The sequence below is a fragment of the Pseudomonas putida genome (genome assembly GCF_002741075.1).
Lineage (GTDB): Bacteria > Pseudomonadota > Gammaproteobacteria > Pseudomonadales > Pseudomonadaceae > Aquipseudomonas > Aquipseudomonas putida_T.
This window is the reverse complement of the sequence record NZ_CP016634.1, coordinates 4,561,065-4,582,827: the sequence shown is the minus strand read 5'-3', so window position 1 is coordinate 4,582,827 and position 21,763 is coordinate 4,561,065. Positions and strand designations below refer to the sequence as shown.

20 protein-coding genes are annotated in these 21,763 nt (G+C 62.6%); 16 read left to right on the top strand and 4 right to left on the bottom strand.

What is annotated here, in order from left to right; genetic code table 11:
• Nucleotides 1–10: 10 nt before the first annotated feature.
• A complete protein-coding gene (locus IEC33019_RS21430) occupies nt 11–820 on the bottom strand; it encodes a rhodanese-like domain-containing protein (protein ID WP_070090488.1) in 810 nt (269 codons plus the stop codon).
• A 203-nt stretch (nt 821–1,023) separates the two neighbouring features.
• Nucleotides 1,024–2,559, bottom strand: a complete 1,536-nt coding sequence (locus IEC33019_RS21425; protein WP_070090487.1) for an HDOD domain-containing protein — start codon at nt 2,557–2,559, stop codon at nt 1,024–1,026.
• A gap of 130 nt (nt 2,560–2,689) precedes the next feature.
• Between IEC33019_RS21425 and motA the strand changes: the two genes are divergently transcribed.
• The gene (gene motA, locus IEC33019_RS21420) at nt 2,690–3,541 is read left to right on the top strand and encodes a flagellar motor stator protein MotA (RefSeq protein WP_043211996.1); all 852 of its coding nucleotides are present in this window, start codon (nt 2,690–2,692) and stop codon (nt 3,539–3,541) included.
• 3 nt (nt 3,542–3,544) lie between these two features.
• A complete protein-coding gene (gene motB, locus IEC33019_RS21415; RefSeq protein WP_070090486.1) occupies nt 3,545–4,579 on the top strand; it encodes a flagellar motor protein MotB in 1,035 nt (344 codons plus the stop codon).
• 80 nt (nt 4,580–4,659) lie between these two features.
• Here the strand turns inward: motB and rsgA are convergent, their stop codons facing one another.
• Entirely contained in the window at nt 4,660–5,691 is a 1,032-nt protein-coding gene (gene rsgA, locus IEC33019_RS21410) for a small ribosomal subunit biogenesis GTPase RsgA (protein ID WP_070090485.1), read from the bottom strand.
• A gap of 505 nt (nt 5,692–6,196) precedes the next feature.
• On the opposite strand from rsgA, the gene IEC33019_RS21405 reads away from it, so the two are divergent.
• The 4 genes from IEC33019_RS21405 to IEC33019_RS21390 all read left to right on the top strand — a co-directional run bounded on the left by IEC33019_RS21405 (nt 6,197) and on the right by IEC33019_RS21390 (nt 9,638).
• Nucleotides 6,197–7,096, top strand: coding sequence for a glycosyltransferase family 2 protein (locus IEC33019_RS21405; RefSeq protein ID WP_244509661.1), 900 nt, complete (start codon nt 6,197–6,199; stop codon nt 7,094–7,096).
• Nucleotides 7,097–7,196: 100 nt separating this feature from the next.
• Nucleotides 7,197–8,315, top strand: a complete 1,119-nt coding sequence (locus IEC33019_RS21400) for an O-antigen ligase family protein (RefSeq protein ID WP_070090484.1) — start codon at nt 7,197–7,199, stop codon at nt 8,313–8,315.
• Between the two features lie 53 nt (nt 8,316–8,368).
• Nucleotides 8,369–8,911, top strand: a complete 543-nt coding sequence (gene orn, locus IEC33019_RS21395; RefSeq protein ID WP_070090483.1) for an oligoribonuclease — start codon at nt 8,369–8,371, stop codon at nt 8,909–8,911.
• Nucleotides 8,912–9,026: 115 nt separating this feature from the next.
• Nucleotides 9,027–9,638, top strand: coding sequence for a trimeric intracellular cation channel family protein (locus IEC33019_RS21390; RefSeq protein ID WP_043211988.1), 612 nt, complete (start codon nt 9,027–9,029; stop codon nt 9,636–9,638).
• A gap of 31 nt (nt 9,639–9,669) precedes the next feature.
• Here IEC33019_RS21390 and queG read toward each other — a convergent pair whose 3' ends face one another.
• Entirely contained in the window at nt 9,670–10,734 is a 1,065-nt protein-coding gene (gene queG, locus IEC33019_RS21385) for a tRNA epoxyqueuosine(34) reductase QueG (protein ID WP_070090482.1), read from the bottom strand.
• Between the two features lie 65 nt (nt 10,735–10,799).
• Between queG and IEC33019_RS21380 the strand changes: the two genes are divergently transcribed.
• From IEC33019_RS21380 to IEC33019_RS21335, 10 genes are all read left to right on the top strand, one after another.
• Nucleotides 10,800–11,660, top strand: coding sequence for an NAD(P)H-hydrate dehydratase (locus tag IEC33019_RS21380; RefSeq protein ID WP_070090514.1), 861 nt, complete (start codon nt 10,800–10,802; stop codon nt 11,658–11,660).
• Nucleotides 11,648–12,121, top strand: a complete 474-nt coding sequence (gene tsaE, locus IEC33019_RS21375; RefSeq protein ID WP_070090481.1) for a tRNA (adenosine(37)-N6)-threonylcarbamoyltransferase complex ATPase subunit type 1 TsaE — start codon at nt 11,648–11,650, stop codon at nt 12,119–12,121. Before IEC33019_RS21380 ends, tsaE begins: the two co-directional genes overlap by 13 nt.
• Nucleotides 12,122–13,561 (top strand): N-acetylmuramoyl-L-alanine amidase, encoded by a 1,440-nt coding sequence (locus IEC33019_RS21370; RefSeq protein WP_172959810.1) that lies wholly within the window; start codon nt 12,122–12,124, stop codon nt 13,559–13,561. It begins immediately after the preceding gene.
• Nucleotides 13,558–15,456: a DNA mismatch repair endonuclease MutL gene (mutL, locus tag IEC33019_RS21365; protein ID WP_070090479.1), complete on the top strand. Its 1,899-nt coding sequence runs from the start codon at nt 13,558–13,560 to the stop codon at nt 15,454–15,456. The genes IEC33019_RS21370 and mutL overlap by 4 nt, the downstream gene beginning before the upstream one ends.
• Nucleotide 15,457: 1 nt before the next feature.
• Nucleotides 15,458–16,429 carry a tRNA (adenosine(37)-N6)-dimethylallyltransferase MiaA gene (miaA, locus tag IEC33019_RS21360; protein ID WP_070090478.1) on the top strand — a complete coding sequence of 324 codons (972 nt, stop codon included), beginning with the start codon at nt 15,458–15,460 and terminating at the stop codon, nt 16,427–16,429.
• Between the two features lie 95 nt (nt 16,430–16,524).
• A complete protein-coding gene (gene hfq / locus IEC33019_RS21355) occupies nt 16,525–16,785 on the top strand; it encodes an RNA chaperone Hfq (RefSeq protein WP_003258160.1) in 261 nt (86 codons plus the stop codon).
• Nucleotides 16,786–16,797: 12 nt separating this feature from the next.
• The gene (gene hflX / locus IEC33019_RS21350) at nt 16,798–18,099 is read left to right on the top strand and encodes a ribosome rescue GTPase HflX (RefSeq protein WP_043211980.1); all 1,302 of its coding nucleotides are present in this window, start codon (nt 16,798–16,800) and stop codon (nt 18,097–18,099) included.
• Between the two features lie 96 nt (nt 18,100–18,195).
• A complete protein-coding gene (gene hflK, locus IEC33019_RS21345; protein ID WP_070090477.1) occupies nt 18,196–19,377 on the top strand; it encodes an FtsH protease activity modulator HflK in 1,182 nt (393 codons plus the stop codon).
• Entirely contained in the window at nt 19,377–20,246 is an 870-nt protein-coding gene (gene hflC, locus IEC33019_RS21340) for a protease modulator HflC (RefSeq protein WP_043211977.1), read from the top strand. Before hflK ends, hflC begins: the two co-directional genes overlap by 1 nt.
• A gap of 290 nt (nt 20,247–20,536) precedes the next feature.
• On the top strand, nt 20,537–21,724 hold the full coding sequence (locus IEC33019_RS21335; protein ID WP_070090476.1) for an ATP phosphoribosyltransferase regulatory subunit: 1,188 nt from the start codon (nt 20,537–20,539) through the stop codon (nt 21,722–21,724).
• The last annotated feature ends 39 nt before the right edge of the window (nt 21,725–21,763 follow it).

The window sequence follows — 21,763 nt, the reverse complement described above, 5'->3', positions numbered from 1 at the left end:
CCTTGGAATTTCAAACTTCGACAGGCGTGTCCGGATGGTTGCCCCATTCGCCCCAGGAGCCGGCGTAGGCCTTGACCCGAGGATAGCCGAGGGCCTTGGCCACCAGATAGGTAAAGCCGGAACGGTGGTGGGTCTGGCAGTGAGTGATCACTTCCTTGTCCGGGGTGATGCCGAGCTGTTTCAGGATATCGGCCATGTCCGCGCGGATGCGCAGATGGTCGTTCAGGTCCATGCCGGCGGTCCACTCGAAGTTGACCGCGCCGGGAATGTGCCCGCCTTTGGCGGCCAGCACTTTTTCCCCCCGGTATTCGCCGGGGCTGCGAGCGTCCCAGATGGCGAGGTCGGCCGCGCCCAGGCGGCTTTGCAGGTATTCGCGGGTGGCGGTGGGCTCTGGGTGCAGCTGCAGGCTGACCGGGCCTGCGGTGTTGGGAGGGACTTCGACGCTGAGCTTGTCCGCGGGCCAGGCCTGGATGCCGCCATTGAGGTAGTGGTAGCGGCTGTGCCCGATGACGTCGAGCAGCCAGATGAAGCGCCCGGCCCAGCCACCACCTTCATCGTCGTACACCACATAGACAGCATCGTCCCGGTGGTCGAGTTCACCGAACAGCTTTTCCAGGTCGGCCCGCGCCGGCAGCAACCCTGGTGCCGGAGGTTGGCCCAATTGGGTGCGCTTGGGGTCGATGAACCGGGCGCCGGGAATGTGCCCGCTGCCATAGCGGTTGGCGCTGGTCAGATCGACCAGGATCAGCTGTGGCGACTCCAGGCGCGGCAACAGGTCGGCCGGTTCGATCACCAGGGGCAAGCCGTAAAAGTCAGTCATCCACGATCTCCAGGGTGGAATAGAGGAGGCGATTGTAGCCTAGGCTCTGTACGAAAAGCCTTGATACTCGGTGATGCTGCGTTGAAAACAGCCTCGGAATGCTCATTTACAACCCGTAAAGTCGAGCGCGACTCCGACCGTTCCTCGGCTGTTTTCGCCTTGCCTGACCTTCGTCTCAAGACTTTTCATACAGACCCTAAGGCTCAGGCGTTGCGGTTGGCAAAGGCCGACAGTGCGCGCTCGGTACATTGGGCGGTCTTGCCGAAGGCCTGCACGCTGACATCGACCATGGGTCTGCCGCCTTGGTCGGCGATCATCAACATCACCACCTGGCCATTGACTGCCAGTGAGCGCAGCAACAGATGTTCGCTGGGCAGGAGCGCGCGCAAGGGCGCTGGCAGCAGCGCCGAGAACTGGGCATGGTTCTCTGGCGTCAGGCGCAGTTGCGCTGCCTGCCCCATCAACCGTTGCAACAGTTTGCTCTGGGCCAGTGGCAGGACGAGCGAGGCCGCTTCCTGGGGTAGGCCGGCGGTCTGTTGCACGCGCAGGCATTCATTGGTTTTATCGAGCGCCAGCAGCATGATTCGCTGCATGCCGCAGGCCAGCAGGGCTTCGCGGGCCTGGGTGCTGAGGTGCAGGCTGGTGGTGAACGGGCTGGGTTGGGTCAGTAACTCGCCACACACCTTGCGCCAGTGCTCAAGGTCCTGGCTGGTCGGCGGTTCGGGTGTGAGCATGTCCGGATGCGGGCGACGCTGGTGCCAGGGCCAGAGCAGGGCTTCGGCCGGATGGAAGAGGGCATGTCGGGCGTGATGCCGGGCGCTGGCCGCCGCTTGCTGGTGAATTTGCTGCTGGACATCATCGAGCGAGGTCTGCAGGTACAACGCCGTCAGCAACTGCCAGCGCAGCAGGTGGGGATTGTCCCAGCCCACCTGCGCCGCCAAGGCCAGGCCGTTGGCCAGCAGCACGGTGTTGGCGGGTTGGTTGAACCAGCGGCGCAGCCCGGGCTCTTCGTCCAGGCGCTGTTGTTGGGTGAGGGCATCCTGCTCGCGTGCGATGTTCAGGACCTGGGCCAATTGTTCGCGCTCATCGAGCAGCAGGCGATAGCCTTGGGTCACCCAGCCGGGCAGGCGCCAGTGCTCGGCCATGGCCTGGCACAGGGTCACGATGCGCACGCCGAACAGCTCCTGCTCAACCTCGGCAGCTTCCTCGCCCTTGTGGATGACCCGCAGTTCCCAGGCATCGAGCAGCTTGGGATAGGCCAGGGCCAGGGGCCAGAGCGGTGACAGGAACAGCAGGCTGCCCCAGTGAATCTCCTGCCACAACCGGGCCAGGCGGCTGGCGAACAGGCCGCTGGCCTGCTGGGCGGCGTGCTGGCTGATCAGCAGGAACTGGCGCAGCACCGGTGGAATCTCTTCGCCAGGTACGGCAGGCAGACGTGCCAGCAGGCTCGCGCTGCGGGCAAGGCCCAGGCGGTTGAGGGCGACTTCCAGGCTTTCGGCGGGTTCGGCCTGGCTGGCGTTGGCCGGATGGTTCGCCTCGCGCATCACCGAAAGCACCAGGGCAGGGCTGTCCTGCATCAATTCGGCGATGTCGCGCAGGGAGCGGCGGCTATCGTTGATGGCGGCCAGCACCCTATCGTGACTCTCCTTGGGCACTGGCAGGCGGATGCCATCGAGCAGTTTTACCCAGGCATCGAGCGTAGGTGGAATCTGGCTTGGTACCTTAGCGTCCATTGGCATTTTGACATCAGTCCGAACTGGCTTTTCGCATTTTGTGCCTATAGTCTGGCGCAGTTCTGTCGATAAGTAGAAGAAGAGTTTTAAAGCTCCCGCCCCTGACCCTGTCCACCACAGCAAGTGCTTTGAACCTATGGCTAAAATTATCGGCATCATCGTCGTATTCGCGAGCGTGCTCGGCGGCTACGTGCTTTCCCACGGCAAGATCGCGGCGCTGATCCAGCCGTTCGAAGTGCTGATCATCGGCGGTGCGGCCTTCGGTGCGTTCCTTCAGGCCAACCCCGGTCACATGACCATGCATGTGATCAAGAAGTCGCTGAAGATGTTCGGCACCCGTTTCACCCACACGTTCTATCTGGAGGTGCTGGGCCTGGTCTACGAGATCCTCAACAAGAGCCGCCGCGAAGGGATGATGGCCATCGAGGGCGATATCGAAGACCCGGCAGCCAGCCCTATTTTCGCCAAATACCCTGCCGTGCTGGGCGATGAGCGCATGACCGCGTTCATCTGCGACTACCTGCGCATCATGTCCACCGGCAACATGGCGCCCCATGAACTCGAAGGCCTGTTCGACATGGAGCTGCTGAACATGAAGGAAGAACTCGAACATCCTTCCCATGCGGTAACAGGCATTGCCGATGGTATGCCGGGCTTCGGTATCGTGGCTGCGGTTCTGGGTATCGTCGTGACCATGGCATCGCTGGGCGATGGCGATCAGAAATCCATCGGTCTGCACGTGGGCGCGGCGCTGGTGGGTACGTTCTTCGGTATTCTTGCGGCCTACGGGTTCTTTGGCCCGTTGGCCAACGCCCTGCGTCATGACGCGAAGGAGGAGCTGAACGTCTACGAGGCCATCAAGGCGTCGCTGGTGGCCTCGGCTTCTGGCATGCCGCCATCGCTGGCGGTCGAGTTCGGGCGCAAGGTGCTTTACCCGGCGCACCGTCCAAGCTTCGCCGAGCTGGAACAAGCGGTTCGCGGTCGCTAAGTCATGGAGAACAATCAGCCCATCATCGTCAAGCGCGTCAAGCGCTTTGGCGACGGTCACCACGGCGGCGCCTGGAAAATCGCCTTCGCCGACTTCGCCACCGCGATGATGGCGTTCTTTCTGGTGCTCTGGCTGCTGTCTACTGCCACGCCTGAGCAGAAGATCGCCATCGCCGGCTATTTCAAGGATCCAATAGGCTTCTCCGAGAGCGGCACGCCCTACGTCATCGACCTGGGCGGTTCGCCACAGCTGGCGCCGGAGAAGACCATCAACCCGGAAGAAAAATCCGAGCCGACCCCCGATACCAGCATCCAACTGGACAAGGACAAGGTCGAGACCTTGGCCGAACAGGTCGAGCAGGAGCGCCTGCAGTTGCTGTTGCAGGAACTGCAGAACAAGGTCGAGGAAAACCCGCAACTGCAGAAGTTCAAGGACCAGATCCTGTTCGAGATCACCCAGGACGGCCTGCGCATCCAGATCATGGATGCCGAGAACCGGCCGATGTTCGACCTGGGCAGCGCCCGTCTGCAGCCATACTTCGAAGACATCCTGCTGGCCATGGCCGACACCATCAAGGCCGTGCCGAACAAGATCAGCATCAGTGGTCACACCGATGCCAAGCCCTACGCCGGCACCGGCGAGTTCGGCAACTGGGAGCTGTCGGCCAACCGCGCCAACGCGGCCCGACGTGCGCTGGTGGCCGGAGGCTATCCGGATGAGCAGGTCGCACGCGTGGTGGGTTACGCCTCCTCGTCATTGTTTGACCGTAAGGACCCGTTCAACCCGGTCAACCGTCGCATCGACATCATCGTCCTCACCAAGAAGGCTCAGCGCAGCATCGAAGGCGAGCAGAGCACGCCGGATGCCCCAGCGCCCACCGAGCAGGCGCCACCTGCCAATGGCGCGCCAGGTGCTAGCGCACCGGCCACCCCGGGCCAGGGCGATACAGCCCAGGCGCCGATGCAGCCGCGTGAGCTGCGTCAGAAGCTGAACATCTTCGAAGATGGTGTTTTGAAAATGGACAACACCCAGGAGTGATACCTGGGCTGGGCCAGTCGACAAAAGGCCGCTCCTGCAATCACTGCAGGAGCGGCCTTTTTGTCATGGAGGGGTGTGGCTCAGTAGGTGTCTTGCGGCAGGCTGGCGATGATCGAGCGATAGCTGTTCATGCGCTGTGGCTTGATACGACCGTCATCCAAGGCCTGGAGCAAGGCGCAGCCAGGCTCTCGGTCGTGCTTGCAGTCGCGGAAGCGGCAGTGACCGAGCAGCTCGCGAAACTCGATGAAGCCCGCCTCGACATCGTCACGGCTGACATGCCCCAGGCCGAACTCGCGAATGCCGGGCGAGTCGATCAGGTCACCGCCGTTGGGGAAGTGGTACAGGCGGGCTGTGGTGGTGGTGTGCGTGCCCTGGCCAGACCATTCGGACAGATCGCCCACACGGGTCCTGACCTCCGGCAGCAGGCTGTTGACCAGCGATGATTTGCCGACCCCGGACTGGCCGACGAACACACTGATGTGCTTGTCCAGCGTCTGCTGCAGGCGCTGCATGCCCTCGCCCTGATGAGCCGAGACTTCCAGCAGGGGATAACCCAGGTCGCGATAGACGGCCAGCAGAGCCTCAATGGTCGGGCCGTTCTGCTCGTCGATCAGGTCGGCCTTGTTCAGCAGCAAGAGCGGACGGATGCCGGCATGTTCGGCGGCGACCAGATAGCGGTCGATCAGATTGGCCTGGGGTTCGGGGGCAGGGGCGAAGACGATCACGATCAGGTCGACATTCGCCGCCACGGGCTTGAGCTGACCATGGTTGTTCGGTCGGCACAGCTCGGCGGTACGGGGCATCTGCGCGACGATGACGCCGTTGCCCTGGTTGCCCGCTCGCCATACCACCCGGTCGCCGGTGACCAGCGCCGGCAGGTTGGCCCGTAGGTGGCAGCGAAACACCTGGCCGATGGCCTCGCCATCCTGCGCCTCGACCTCCACCTGCACACCGAAGTGAGCGATCACCAGCCCCAACTGCTCAGGGCCCAGATCGCCCCCTTCCAATTCTTGCAGGGCATGCTGCTCACGTTTGGCGGCGCGAGCGGCGCGCTCGCCCTGAATTTTTTCGATACGCCAGTTCTGGCGACGGTTGAGCTGGCGTTTGGCCATGAAGGTTCCGTGTTGGCGGTGCAGAAAGAAAAACGGCTGGCAGTTTAGCACGCTCGGAGCCGCCGCCTTATCTGGTTACCGTTTTGCTGCCAATTGCGCGGCGAAAGCTGCTATTTCTATAGAAATGGCTACATATATATAAAGTGTGAAAAAGTCAGGGAAACACCCACCCTGCGGTAGGCGTCTGACGGCCGCGGAGTTTCCCTAGGCATCCATTTGCCATTGTGCGACGATGCCGCCCTGCATCAGGAGCTGGCATCTTGCCGCTCTGCAGACTCGACACGCAGGATTTTCAAGTGATGGCCTGCCACGCAATAACCAAGGAGCGGGGGAAGGCCGCAAAATAGTGCCTGATGGACATGCTGATTAGAGTTTTCCACGGTGATAGTCCAGCGTTGCGCTACATGCTCAAGGGCATGCGTGATCGTATTCTGTCGCAACATTTCTTGAGTCGGGTGGCTGGCCTCGGATCGGAGGTATTGCTTTGGAGGTCGGGCGCTTGAGCATTCGTCCATCATGGGGGCCTGATGCCGACGGTGGCGTGGACGCGCCCTTGGTCTCCGTGCTCGTGCCTTGCTACAACCGCGAGCAGTACATCGAGGAAGCTTTGCTGAGCATCCTTGAGCAGGATTACCCGAATTTCGAACTCATCGTAGTAGACGATGGTTCACAGGACGGTAGCGCGCAGCGGATCGAGGCCTTGCGCGAGCGCTATGGCTTCCAGTTCTACCGTCAGCAGAACCAAGGCGTGAGCGCCGCGCTCAATACAGCGCTCAAGTATGCCCGTGGTCAATATATCGCTACGCCGGACTCCGACGACGTCATGTTGCAGGGCCGTCTGACGCTGCAGGTCGCCTACCTCGAGCAACATCCCGAGGTTGGGTGCGTCGGGGCGGGGGTGGTGTATGTAGACGCCAACGGTCGACGCCTGAAGGCTGAAAAGTGCAAGCCGATACGCGCATTCAGTTTTGCCGAGTTACTGGCCACTGCCCGTGCGGTGGGGGCGCCGGTGGCCATGTACCGACGCGAGGCCATTGACCGCGTCGGCGGGTACGACCCGCAGATTCGTATCCAGGACTTCCAGATGACCCTGAAGATCGCCTATCTGGGTTATCGCGTGGATATTCTGCCTGACCTGGTGACGTTGTATCGCAAGCACCCCGGCAACATGTCGACGACAGCCTACAAGCGTCAGCTCGACTATGACCTGATGGCAATTGCTCCTTACCAAGACCACCCCGGCTACCTGCCAGGGTTGACCTGTGTGATGAACAAGGCGCTCAAGCACTCGGTGGTATCGCAAAAAGGCTATGCGCTTGGGCTGTTGATGAAAATTCCACCGTGGCGCTGGAATCGTGTGACCTGGCGACGCATTCGCCAGTTGGTGTTCAAGTTCCGTGAGTGATCAGATGTTCTCTACAAAACAAAATTTGCTGCAGGCTTGGAACGTTTGGCGGCCGCCGGTTCGTGTGGGCGAGGGGCGAGCTGCCAGGGTTGCCGAGATAATGCTTGGGATTGGCGTGTTCTGGAGCATCGGTGGCGTGTTCCTGACCCCCACCATGAAGCTCTACCACACGCTGCTGGTGCTGTTCGTCTACCTGCCGGCCTTGTGGCTGGTCATCAGCCGCCCGGCAAGTCTCAAGCAATTGTTGCGCGAAAGGATCGAGGCGCGGCTGTTCCTGGTGCTGCTGGTTTGGGCTGGCCTTTCGTTGTTCTGGAACGGCGAGGCGGGCGAACAGCTGTCCCGTCTCAAGCGCTTGCTGCTGTTCTGTCTGCTGGTCTGCGGCTGGGTGTTGTGGGCGCGGATGAGTGAGCAGCGCCTGCGGGGCACCATGATGGTGCTGGGGGTGCTTAACAGCCTGTACAGCATCGCTGCCTTGCTGTGGCTGAAGCCGGTATTCGGGCGCATGAGCGGGTTTGGTGGATTTCTCGACAACCCCAATGCCGCGGCGTATGCCACCGGTTTCCTGATGTTGCTGGCGTTGCCCTTGCTTCCGGCAGCACGATCCTGGCGCATGGGCTGGCTGCTGCTTCAGATCCCGCCACTGGTCTACATTGGGTTCTGCGCGAGCCGAGGAACACTGCTGGGTCTGATGGTCGTGGCGCTGTTCTACATGGTTTTACTGGCTGGCCGCCGTGGCCGGTGGATTGCATTGTTGGTCCTGGCCGCAGGTGCGATGCTGGCCTGGCTCGAGCCGACCTTGCTGGCGCGTGGGGATTCGGGGCGCTTCGAGTTGCTGCAGAGTGCCTGGCCGATCCTGCAGGATCATTTTTGGATCGGTCTTGGCTATGGCGGGAACTATGAGCTTCATCTATGGGGCCGTCCGACCGACATGGACGTTCACAACTTCCTGATGCATACAGCGATGCAGTATGGCGTGCCTGCTTTGCTGGTCTGGTGCTGGCTCTGGGTCACGCTGGGTGTGCATGCCTGGCGCACCCGTCATACCCAGTTGGGCCTTTCGGTGCTGCTGCTTTGGGTTTTCGCCAGCGTCGCCATGCAGTTCGATGTCTTCAGCCTGTGGGAGCGCACGCGTGCCATGTGGCTGATGCCTTGGGTCGTGGTATTGCTGGGGTTGAGCCTGAAGGCACCGGTGAATTCGTCCGGTGCCGAGCAGAATTAACCGCCTGGGGGCTCGTGTGGGCTAAAATGACGGCCTATTCGAGGAGCCCCTTCATGCAAAACGCACAGAACCTGATCTGGATCGATCTTGAAATGACCGGTCTGGATCCGGACAACGACGTCATCATCGAGATGGCGACCATTGTCACCGACAGTGAGCTCAACACGCTGGCCGAAGGTCCGGTGATCGCCATCCACCACAGCGATGAAGTGCTGGCACGTATGGACGACTGGAACACCCGTACTCATGGTGCTTCCGGCCTGACCCAGCGTGTGCGCGAGAGCCGCATCGACATGGCAGAGGCCCAGGCGCAGACCCTGGCCTTCCTCGAGCAGTGGGTGCCCAAGGGCAAGTCGCCGATCTGCGGCAACAGCATCTGCCAGGATCGCCGTTTCCTTTATCGCCATATGCCCAAGCTCGAAGGGTTCTTCCACTATCGCAATCTGGACGTCTCCACCCTCAAGGAACTGGCCGCACGCTGGGCCCCGCAGGTGCGTGACAGCTTCAAGAAGGGTGGGACCCACCTCGCGCTGGACGATATTCGCGAGTCGATCGCCGAATTGCGTCACTACCGCGAACACTTCATCAAACTCTAAGTTTCAAGCCTCGAACCAAGCAAAACGCCACAGCGGCTGAGGAACTCAGCCTGCCGTGGCGTTTTGCTTGTCGTTTGAGGCTTGGCGTTTACCGCTTAATTTTCGGACATGCACCATGTTGTTGATGCTCTACCTTGTCGCTATCACCGCTGAAGCCATGACTGGCGCACTTTCTGCGGGGCGCCGCGGCATGGACTGGTTTGGCGTGGTGCTGATCGCCTGCGTCACTGCGCTGGGCGGCGGATCGGTGCGAGATGTACTGCTTGGACACTACCCTCTGACCTGGGTGAAACACCCGGAGTATCTGGTATTGACCAGTTTCGCAGCCCTGCTGACCATCTTCATCGCGCCGCTGATGCGTCATCTGCGTTCGCTGTTCCTGGTGCTCGATGCCCTGGGGCTGGTGGCTTTCACGTTGATTGGTTGCATGACAGCCCTGGAGATGGGGCAGGGCATGCTGGTGGCGTCGATCAGCGGGGTGATCACCGGTGTGTTCGGTGGCATCCTGCGGGATATTTTCTGCAACGACATTCCCCTGGTGTTCCGTCGGGAGCTATATGCCAGCGTTTCCTTTGCCGCCGCTTGGTTCTATCTAGGCTGCGTGCACTTCAAGGTGCCGGCAGAGCAGGCCATGCTGCTGACCTTGTTCGGTGGTTTCTTGGTGCGCTTGCTGGCGATCCGCTTCCACTGGGAAATGCCCAAGTTCCACTACAACGACCAGCAATGAATGCGCCTCTGCGCGCCTGAGGGCTGCGTCGCTACTGGCCTTCGTGCTGTGCCAGCGCCCACTCCACATGCTCGCGCACCAGCGCCGAGGGATGCTCGTGCCGGGCCCGCAAGGCTTCGAGCACGGGGATGGTGGTCGGCGCATTCCCCAGCCCCACCGCCAGGTTTCGCAGCCAGCGTTCGTAGCCTGCGCGGCGTAGGGGGGAGCCTTCGGTATTGCTCAGGAAGGTGGCCTCATCCCAAAGGAACAGGGAGGCCAGTTCGGCATTGTCCAGGCCATGACGGGGCTTGAAGTCATTTTCCTGGGTCGGACGGGCGAAGCGGTTCCAAGGGCAGACGATCTGGCAGTCGTCACAGCCAAATACCCGATTGCCGATCAGCGGGCGCAACTCGACCGGGATCGCCTGCTTGAGCTCGATGGTCAGGTAGGAAATACAGCGCCGGGCATCGAGCACATAGGGCCCGACGAAGGCGCCGGTAGGGCAGATGTCCAGGCAGGCCTGGCAGCGCCCGCAGTGTTCGCTGGCCTGGGCCGGGTCCACCGGTAGCGGCAGGTCGACGAACAGCTCGGCAAGGAAGAAATAGCTGCCGGCCTTGCGGTTGAGCAGCAAGGTGTTCTTGCCGATCCAGCCCAGGCCGGCCTGCTCTGCGATGGCCTTTTCCAGCACCGGGGCGCTGTCGACGAAGGCGCGAAAACCAAAGGGGCCGATGGCTTGCTGGATGCGTTCGGCCAGGTGCTGCACGCGTTTGCGCACCAGCTTGTGGTAGTCGCGGCCCAGGGCATAGCGGGAAATGTAGGCCTTTTCTGGGAGCGCAAGCATCTGTGCCATACGCGTATCGCCGGGGAGATAGTCCATGCGCAGCGACACCACGCGCAGGGTGCCCGGCACCAGTTCGTCGGGGTGTGAACGTTTGCTGCCATGGGCGGCCATGTAGTCCATTTCGCCCTGGTAGCCGGCTTTCAGCCAGCGCTGCAGGTGTTGTTCGTGCTCGCCAAGCGCCACGCCGGCGATGCCGACGTGGGCGAAACCGAGTTCGCGGCCCCAATCCTTGATCGATTGGGCCAGCGTATTGAGGTCAGGAAGGCAAGCGGACATGGATGGACAAGGCAATACAGGCAGAGGTGCGTATAATTCTGCCAGACATCGGAGCCTTTGACCCCATGCCTCAGACCAAACACCCTGGTAATGCCCCGCAACTGCTAAGCAGCTTGACCACTGCGCACCTGCCATCGCGCCCCGCCGACGCCCACAAGGGTGACTTCGGTCATGTGCTGGTGGTCGGAGGTGACCTGGGCACAGGCGGAGCGGTGATGCTCAGTGCTGAGGCGGCCCTGCGCTGCGGTGCGGGTCTTGTGAGCGTGGCCACGCGCCCGGAGCATGTGACCGCGGGGCTCACGCGCCTGCCCGAAACCATGTGGCTTGGGGTGAGTTCCGCCAATCAGCTGATGGGCGTGCTCGAACGTGCGTCGGTGCTGGTGGTCGGCCCTGGCCTGGGGCAGGCCGCCTGGGGGCGTAGCCTGTTGTCGGCGGTGGCCAACGCGCCGGTGCCGCAGGTATGGGATGCCGATGCCCTGAATCAGCTGGCGCATAGGCCCCTGGCAGTGCACAGCGGCAGTATTCTCACCCCTCATCCGGGGGAGGCGGCGCGCATGCTGGGTATTTCCACCGAGGCGGTCCAAGCCGACCGGCCGGGGGCTGCCCGCAAACTGGCGCGCAAGCATGCCAGTGTCTGCGTGCTCAAGGGCGCCGGTACCCTGGTGGCAGACCCCAGTGGGCAACTGGCGCTGTGTGAGCGAGGCCATCCGGCCATGGCCGGTGCGGGCTTGGGCGACGTACTGACCGGTGTGCTGGCCGCGTTGCTGGCCCAAGGCCTGGACGCGTGGTCGGCCGCGTGCCTGGGCGTATGGTTGCACGCCTGTGCGGGGGAACGTCTGGGTGTTGAAGGAAGAGGCCTGGCGGCCAGTGATCTGGTTCCGGTCATTCGTGAGTTGTTGGAGGAGCATTCAGCGTGTCTGGCATAACCCTGTTTCTGGCCGATGAACCGGCCACTGTTGCATTTGGCGCACGCCTGGCCGAAGTGACGGGCGGTCATGGCGTGATCTTTCTCGAAGGCGACCTGGGCGCCGGCAAGACTACGCTTTCGCGCGGGCTGATTCGCGGCTTGGGCCATACCGGGGCCGTCAAGAGTCCGACCTTCACCGTGGTCGAGCCCTACGAGATTGGTGAACTGCGCGCTTTCCATTTCGACCTGTACCGCCTGGTCGATCCGGAAGAGTTGGAATTCATGGGGATCCGCGATTATTTCGAAGGGGACCCGCTGTGCTTGTTCGAATGGCCACAAAAGGGTGCGGGCGTTTTGCCAAAGCCCGACCTGACCATTACCATAAGCCCGCAAGCGAGTGGACGCTCGCTTCTCCTTTCACCGCAGGGGGCTCGCGGTGAGGCCTGGTGCGCCGCCCTGGCCACAGAATTCAAACAGTAAATGGGGTTAGGTATGCGCATACGCGCACTGGTCGCCGTCGTTGGGCTGCTGCTGACAGCGGTGACCGTCGACGCTCTGGCCGTCACACAAGTCAAGAGCATGCGTCTGTGGCGCGCACCGGACAACACGCGGCTGGTCTTCGATCTGTCCGGCCCTGTGCAGCACAGCGTCTTCACCCTGACCGCGCCAGACCGCCTGGTCATCGATATCAACGGCGCCACCCTGGGCGGCTCGCTGAATGTCGCCACCTCCAATACCCCCATCAACAGTATGCGTTCCGCCCAGCGAACGCCCACTGACCTGCGCGTGGTCGTCGACCTGAAAAAGGCCGTCACGCCCAAGAGCTTCACCCTGGCGCCCAATGCCCAGTATGGCAACCGTCTGGTGGTCGATCTGTACGACCAGGAAGCCGACGCCGTTGCCGCCAGCACGCCGACTCCGCCGCCTGCACAGACAACCACGACCGCTCCCGCCGTGCCGGTGACGCCCGCGCAGCCGGCCATCAAGTTGCCGCCGGTACCCAGTGGAAAGCGCGACGTCGTCGTCGCCATCGACGCCGGCCATGGCGGTGAGGACCCGGGGGCCTCGGGTTCGCGTGGCCAGCACGAAAAAGACATCGTCCTGCAGATCGCTCGCGAGTTGCAGCGCCAGATCAACACCGAGCGGGGCTATCGCGCTGAACTGACCCGCACTGGCGATTATTTCATCCCGTTGCGCAAGCGCACCGAGATCGCGCGCAAGAAGGGCGCCGACCTGTTCATCTCCATCCATGCCGACGCCGCGCCGTCCAAGGCCGCTTTCGGTGCCTCGGTGTTCGCCTTGTCCGACCGTGGCGCAACCTCCGAGACCGCGCGCTGGCTGGCTGACACGGAAAACCGCTCCGACCTGATCGGCGGCGCCGGTAACGTCAGCCTTGACGACAAGGACCGCATGCTCGCAGGCGTGCTGCTGGACCTGTCGATGACCGCCACGCTTAGCTCCAGCCTCGACGTTGGGCAGAAGGTGCTGGGCAACATGGGGCGCATCACTCCGCTGCACAAGCGACGCGTGGAGCAGGCCGGTTTCATGGTGCTGAAATCCCCGGACATTCCGTCGATCCTGGTGGAAACCGGGTTCATCTCCAATGCCAATGAAGCCGCCAAACTGGCGACCAAGAGCCACCAGCAGGCCCTGGCCCGCTCGATCCACACCGGTGTGCGCCAGTACTTCCAGCAAAGCCCGCCACCGGGGACGTACATCGCTTGGCTGCGTGACAGCGGCAAGATCGCCCAGGGGCCGCGCGAGCATACCGTGCGCCCCGGTGAGACCCTGGCCATGATCGCCGTGCGCTATCAGGTCAGCGTGGCCAGCCTGCGAAGCTCCAACAGCCTCAAGAGCGATGAGCTGAAGGTTGGCCAGCATCTCGACATCCCTGGCACTACTCTGGCCTCCCAGCAATGAGCGGTGGTTCTCGTATCCAGTTGCTCAGCCCCCGGTTGGCCAACCAGATCGCCGCTGGTGAGGTGGTCGAGCGTCCGGCCTCGGTGGCCAAGGAGTTGCTGGAGAACAGCCTCGACTCCGGAGCCCGGCGTATCGACGTGGAGGTTGAGCAGGGTGGGGTGAAGCTGCTGCGTGTGCGGGACGACGGCGGCGGCATCGCGCCTGACGACCTGCCGCTGGCCCTGGCCCGCCATGCCACCAGCAAGATCCGCGAGCTGGAAGATCTCGAAGGCGTGCTCAGTCTGGGCTTTCGGGGCGAGGCGCTCGCGTCGATCAGCTCGGTAGCGCGTCTGACCCTCACCTCGCGCACCGCCAGTGCTGGCGAAGCCTGGCAGGTGGAGACCGAGGGGCGCGACATGACCCCTCGCGTGCAACCGGCCGCGCACCCCATCGGTACCTCGGTCGAGGTGCGTGACCTGTTCTTCAATACCCCGGCCCGGCGCAAGTTCCTCAAGTCGGAGAAAACCGAGTTCGATCACCTACAAGAGGTTATCCGTCGCCTGGCCTTGGCTCGCTTCGATGTGGGCTTCCACTTGCGTCATAACGGCAAGAGCATCCTCAGTCTGCACGAGGCGCCCGATGAGCTGACTCGGGCACGGCGGGTTGGGACGATCTGCGGCCCGGGCTTTCTCGAGCAGGCCCTGCCGATCGATGTCGAGCGCAATGGCCTGCGGTTGTGGGGCTGGGTGGGCCTGCCGACCTTTTCGCGAAGCCAGGCGGACCTGCAGTACTTCTTCGTCAATGGCCGGGCCGTGCGCGACAAGCTGGTGGCTCATGCGGTTCGCCAGGCCTATCGCGATGTGTTGTTCAATGGCCGGCACCCGACATTCGTGTTGTTCCTTGAGCTCGAGCCGAACGGGGTCGACGTCAACGTGCACCCCACCAAGCACGAAGTGCGCTTTCGTGAAGGGCGCATGGTCCATGATTTTCTGTACGGCACCTTGCACCGTGCCTTGGCCGACGTGCGCCCGGAAGACCAGTTGGCCGCCCCGGCCGCGGCTACCGAGATCGTCCGCCCCAGCGGTTTGCAGGCCGGGGAGTTCGGCCCCCAGGGCGAGATGCGCCTGGCCTCGCCGGTGCTAGAACAGCCCCAGGCCGAGCCTCGCCAGCCTTTCGCCGGAGGCAGTGGTTCGGGCTATCAATACCAATACACCCCGCGTCCTTCGCAGCCTGTTCCGGTTGCCGAGGCGCAGGCGGTCTATCGTGAGTTTTTCTCCCCGCTGGAGGGGGATACCCCAGCCCCAGTGGCGCTGCCGCAAAGCCAGGGCGACATACCGCCGCTGGGCTTTGCCCTGGCCCAGCTCAAAGGCATCTACATTCTGGCCGAGAATGCTGTCGGGCTGGTCCTGGTGGACATGCACGCCGCCCACGAACGCATCATGTACGAGCGCCTCAAGGTGGCCATGGCCAGCGAAGGGCTGAGTGGCCAGCCGCTGCTGGTGCCTGAGTCGTTGGCCCTGAGCCAGCGCGAGGCCGATTGTGCTGAAGAGCACGCCCAATGGTTCCAGCGCCTGGGCTTCGAACTGCAGCGCCTGGGGCCTGAGACGCTGGCGATCCGACAGATTCCCGCCCTGCTCAAGCAGGCCGAGGCCAACCGGCTGGTTCAGGATGTGCTTGCGGATCTGATGGAGTACGGCACCAGTGATCGTATCCAGGCACACCTCAACGAGCTGCTTGGCACCATGGCCTGCCACGGCGCGGTGCGCGCTAACCGCCGCCTCGCCATTCCCGAGATGAACGCACTGTTGCGAGACATGGAAAACACCGAGCGCAGTGGCCAGTGCAACCACGGTCGGCCGACCTGGACCCAGCTTGGACTGGATGATCTGGACAAACTTTTCCTTCGCGGTCGATGACATGAGCGGTAAGCCCCCAGCAATATTTCTCATGGGTCCGACGGCGGCCGGCAAGACCGACCTTGCCATTGAGCTGACCAAGGTGCTCCCCTGCGAGTTGATCAGTGTCGATTCGGCGCTGGTCTACCGCGGCATGGACATTGGTACGGCCAAGCCGTCCAAGGACGTGCTGGCCGCGCATCCCCATCGGCTGATCGACATTCTGGATCCGGCCGAGAGCTATTCGGCGGCGCAGTTCTGTACCGACGCGCTCGCGGCAATGGCCGAGATCACCGCGTGTGGCAAGATCCCCCTGCTGGTGGGGGGCACGATGCTGTATTACAAGGCGCTGGTCGATGGCTTGGCGGACATGCCCGCCGCAGACCCCACCGTACGCGCCGAGCTCGAAGCCCAGGCCCGAGAGCTGGGCTTGGCCGAGTTGCACCGGCAATTGGCCGAGGTGGATCCGGAGTCGGCCGCGCGCATCCACCCCAACGACCCGCAGCGCCTGATCCGCGCCCTGGAAGTCTACCGGGTGAGCGGCGAAAGCATGACGGCGCACCGGCAACGTCAATACGCGGAAAGTCGCGGTTCAGACGCAGGCGCGAGCGGGCATTTGCCCTATACTGTCGCCAGTTTGGCGATCGCTCCTACAGATCGTCACATTTTGCATCAGCGAATTGCGCTACGATTTTCGCAAATGCTGGAACAGGGGTTCGTCGATGAGGTCCGAGCACTGCGTGCCAGAAGTGACTTGCACGCAGGGCTGCCGTCTATACGGGCAGTGGGGTATCGGCAGGTCTGGGACTACCTGGACGGCAAGCTGACAGCCGACGAAATGCGTGAACGCGGTATCATTGCCACACGCCAATTGGCCAAGCGGCAATTCACCTGGTTACGTGGTTGGTCCGACGTAGAATGGCTCGACAGCCTGGCCTGCGACAATCTGTCCCGCACCTTGAAATACCTGGGGTCCATCTCCATATTGAGCTGAGTCCCTGCAATTGCCGTCTATTCTTGCGATTAGAGTGGCTTGAATTACCGATTTTTATTGTTTTTTTACTATTGATCCTTACAGGAGTGCGGCATATGTCAAAAGGGCATTCGCTACAAGACCCTTACTTGAACACCTTGAGAAAAGAAAAGGTCCCGGTTTCCATCTACCTGGTAAACGGGATCAAGCTGCAGGGCTCGATCGAATCCTTCGACCAGTTCGTGGTACTGCTGAAGAACACTGTCAGCCAGATGGTCTACAAGCACGCCATTTCGACCGTTGTTCCTGCCCGTCCGGTTCGCCTGCCAAGCCCGTCCGATTCCGAACACGGCGACAGCGAGCCAGGCAACGCCTGATAGGAGCCTGCATTGTTCTTTGAGCGCCACGGTGGTGGTGAGCGAGCCTTGCTCGTTCACTTGGAAGGTCAGAACCCTGAGGCGCGCGAAGACCCGCAGGAGTTTCAGGAGCTGGCATTGTCGGCCGGGGCGGAGATCGTTTCGCTGGCCACGGTGGCCCGGCACCAGCCTACAGCCAAATACCTGATTGGCAGTGGCAAGGTCGAGGAACTGCGCGACCTGGTCCATGCCGAGCAGGTCGATCTGGTGATATTCAATCACACCCTCACGCCCAGTCAGGAGCGCAACCTCGAACGCGTTTTCGAGTGTCGTGTGCTCGACCGGACCGGGTTGATTCTCGATATCTTCGCCCAGCGGGCGCGTACCCATGAAGGCAAGCTGCAGGTCGAACTGGCCCAGCTCGAGCATATGAGCACGCGTCTGGTACGCGGCTGGACCCACCTGGAGCGGCAGAAGGGCGGTATCGGCCTGCGCGGCCCGGGCGAGACCCAGCTGGAAACCGACCGCCGCCTGTTGCGGGTCCGCCTGCGGCAGATCAAGGCGCGTCTGGAAAAGGTGCGCAGCCAGCGCGAGCAAGCCAGGCGCGGCCGCAAGCGTGCGGACATCCCATCCGTTTCGCTGGTGGGCTATACCAACGCCGGCAAGTCCACGCTGTTCAATGCCTTGACCACCTCCGACGTCTACGCCGCTGACCAGCTGTTCGCGACCCTCGATCCGACCTTGCGCCGACTCGAGCTCGCCGACCTGGGGCCGATCGTGCTGGCCGATACCGTAGGCTTCATCCGACACCTGCCGCACAAGCTCGTCGAGGCATTTCGGGCTACGCTCGAAGAATCGAGCAACTCCGACCTGCTGCTGCACGTCATCGACGCCCATGAGCCTGAGCGCATGGAGCAAATCGAGCAAGTGCTGGCGGTGCTGGGTGAGATCGGCGCCGAAGGCTTGCCGATCCTCGAGGTCTATAACAAACTCGACCTGCTCGAAGATGTCGAGCCGCAGATCCAGCGCGACGCTGACGGCAAACCGCAGCGGGTCTGGGTATCGGCACGTGATGGACGTGGCCTGGAACTGGTTGGCCAGGCGATTGCCGAGTTGCTGGGGGATGATCTGTATGTCGGAACCCTGCGTCTGGAACAGCGACTTGCCCGCTTGCGCGCGCAATTCTTCGCTCTGGGCGCGGTGCAAGGCGAAGAGCACGATGAAGAAGGTCGCAGCCTGCTGAGCGTGCGACTGCCCCGGGTGGAGCTCAATCGCCTGGTCAGTCGCGAAGGCATGGAGCCTGAACTTTTCATCGAGCAACACACTTTGCAATAAATGCCCGTCGAGGTCGCCGGGCGACCGTGACAGGCATTCTGTAGCATTGGACGGCGCGCCGTGGGCGCGTCTTTGCTTTATCAGATGGAGAGCGCTATGGCTTGGAACGAGCCGGGTGGCAACTCGAACAATCAGGATCCCTGGGGCGGTCGCCGTGGCGGCGGCGGTGGTGGCGACAAGAAAGGTCCACCGGATCTGGACGAGGCCTTCCGCAAGCTGCAGGACAGCCTCAACGGCATGTTCGGCAGCGGCAAGAAACGCGGTGGCGGTGGTGACCGCAACGTTGGCAAAGGTGGCGGTCTCGGCCTGCTGGGCATCGGCCTGGCCGTGCTGGCGGCCATCTGGCTGTACAGCGCCGTGTACGTCGTGGATGAACAGGAACAGGCTGTGGTACTGCGTTTCGGCAAGTACTACGAGACTGTCGGCCCGGGCCTGAATATCTATTTCCCGCCCATCGACCGCAAGTATCTTGAGAACGTGACCCGCGAGCGGGCCTACACCAAGCAGGGCCAGATGCTCACCGAGGACGAGAACATCGTCGAGGTGCCGCTGACCGTGCAGTACAAGATCACCAACCTGCAGGACTTCGTGCTCAACGTCGACCAGCCGGAGGTCAGTCTGCAGCACGCGACCGACAGCGCCCTGCGCCATGTGGTGGGCTCCACCTCGATGGACCAGGTGCTGACCGAGGGTCGTGAGCAGATGGCTGTCGATATCCGTGAACGCTTGCAGCGCTTCCTCGACAACTACCGCACCGGTATCACCGTTACCCAGGTCAACGTGCAGAGCGCGGCAGCCCCGCGTGAAGTGCAGGAAGCCTTCGACGACGTGATCCGCGCTCGCGAAGACGAACAGCGTGCACGCAACCAGGCCGAGTCCTACGCCAACGGTGTGGTGCCGGAAGCCCGTGGTCAGGCCCAGCGCATCATCGAGGATGCCAACGGCTACCGCGATGAAGTGATCGCTCGCGCCAAGGGTGAGGCCGACCGCTTCACCAAGCTGGTTGCCGAGTATCGCAAGGCGCCGGACGTGACCCGTCAGCGTCTGTACCTGGAGACCATGCAGGAGGTCTACAGCAATTCGAGCAAGGTCCTGGTGACCAGCAAGGATGGGCAGAACAACCTGCTCTACTTGCCACTGGACAAGATGGTCGAAGGCAGCCGCCATTCGGCCGCACCGGTCAGCAATGTGCCGGCGTCGGTCAACGATGCGGCCGCGCGCGCGGCGCAGGAAATGCAACAGCAGCAACAGTCGCTGCGTTCTAGGGAGAGCCGCTGATGAGCAATAAATCGCTGATCGCCCTGATCGCCGCCGTGGTGCTGGCCATCGTGGCCTGGAACAGCTTCTACATCGTGTCCCAGACCGAGCGTGCGGTATTGCTGCAATTCGGCCGCGTGGTCCAGGCGGATGTCCAGCCGGGCCTGCATGTGAAGGTTCCTTACGTCAACCAGGTGCGCAAGTTCGACGCCCGCCTGATGACTCTGGACGCACCGACCCAGCGTTTCCTGACCCTCGAGAAGAAAGCGGTAATGGTCGATGCCTATGCCAAGTGGCGGGTCAAGGATGCCGAGCGCTTCTATACCGCGACCTCTGGTCTCAAGCAGATTGCCGATGAACGACTGTCCCGTCGTTTGGAAAGCGGCCTGCGTGACCAGTTCGGTAAGCGTACCTTGCATGAAGTGGTCTCCGGTGAGCGTGACGCGCTGATGGCGGACATCACCGCTTCGCTGAACCGCATGGCCAGCAAGGAGCTGGGTATCGAGGTCGTCGATGTGCGCGTCAAGGCCATCGACTTGCCGAAGGAAGTCAACCGCAGCGTGTTCGATCGCATGAGCACCGAGCGTGAGCGTGAGGCTCGCGAACACCGGGCCAAGGGTAACGAACTGGCTGAAGGTATCCGCGCCGATGCTGACCGTCAGCGCCGTGTACTGCTGGCCGAGGCCTATCGCGAGGCGGAAGAGACCCGTGGTGATGGCGACGCCCAGGCGGCCGCCATCTATGCCAAGGCCTACAACCAGGACGCGGATTTCTATGCGTTCTACCGTAGCCTGCAGGCATACCGCGAGAGCTTCTCCAGCAAGAGCGACGTATTGGTCCTGGATCCGAAGAACGAGTTCTTCCGCTTCCTGGACAAGAGCAAGCCTTGAACTTCTCCTGAAGGACGCACCCCGCCCGGCAGCTAAAATGCCAAGCGGGGTGCATCCTGAAGGAAAAGGGGTGTATGATGAGTCAGCCGGGAAATTCCCGGCTTTTTTGCGTCTGCAAGGTTGATCGGCAACGCGCCGGTTGACGGTTTGGTCAGCTCGCAAGGCTATTCGAGGGTATTGGGTACGGTGGTAGCGCTGGGATCAGTGCTGCCCGCTGCTGTGCGCCAATGCCTGCTTCACTGACGGCTCGCCCGCTCGCGAGCCGCCCGGACCAGAGGGGAAATGGCGTAATGGCAACGGTAGACCGCTGGCTGCTGCCAGATGGCATCGAGGAAGTACTGCCGCCTGAGGCTGCGCGCATCGAGATCGCGCGTCGCCAGGTGTTGGACCTGTTCCAGAGTTGGGGTTACGAGCTGGTCGTCACCCCGCATATCGAGTACCTGGAATCGCTGCTCACCGGTGCCGGACAGGACCTGGATCAGCGCACCTTCAAGGTGGTCGACCCGCAGTCCGGCCGCCTGATGGGCTTCCGCGCCGACTTCACCCCGCAGGTAGCGCGTATCGACGCCCATACCCTGCGTCGCGAAGGGCCGAGCCGTCTGTGTTATGCCGGTAGCGTTCTGCATGCCCAACCCCGCGCCCTGTCTACTTCGCGCAGCCCGATTCAACTCGGCGCCGAATTGTACGGCGATGCCAGCCCCACCAGCGATGTCGAGGTCATCAGCCTGATGCTCGCCACGCTGCAACTGACCGATGTCGCCGATGTGCACATGGACCTCGGCCATGTAGGCATCTACCGCGGCCTGGCCCGTGCCGCCGGCTTGTCCGGCGCTGTCGAGCAGCAGTTGTTCGACGCCCTGCAGCGCAAGGCCGTCGATGAAGTGCAGGCCCTGACCGCCGACCTGCCGAAGGATCTGGGCAACATGCTGCGTGCACTGACCGAGCTGTGCGGTAGCCGCGAAGTGCTGGCCGAGGCCCGTGTTCGGTTGGGACGCGCGCCGGCCAGCGTATTGGCGGCACTGGATGACCTGCTGGCGATCGCCGATCGCCTGGCGGCGCGTTATCCGGACTTGCCGCTGTACTTCGACCTGGGCGAGCTGCGCGGTTATCACTATCACACCGGCGTGGTGTTCGCGGTGTTCGTTCCAGGTGTCGGTCAGTCGATCGCCCAGGGCGGGCGCTACGACGATATCGGCGCCGACTTTGGCCGGGCGCGCCCGGCTACCGGTTTCTCCACGGATTTGAAGACCCTGGTCACACTGGGGCGAGCGGAGGTCGTATTGCCTTCTGGCGGGATCTGGATGCCCGACAGTGGCGACACGGCCCTCTGGCAGATGGTCTGCCAGTTGCGCAACGAGGGCCAGCGTGTGGTCCAGGCCCTGCCTGGCCAGCCGTTGAGTGCTGCTCTCGAGGCGGATTGTGATCGGCAATTGATTCAGCAAGACGGGCGCTGGCAGGTACTGCCGCTGACCCAGTGAGTTTCTTCGTCGGCCGTAGGCCGGCAACCAAGTTTGCGT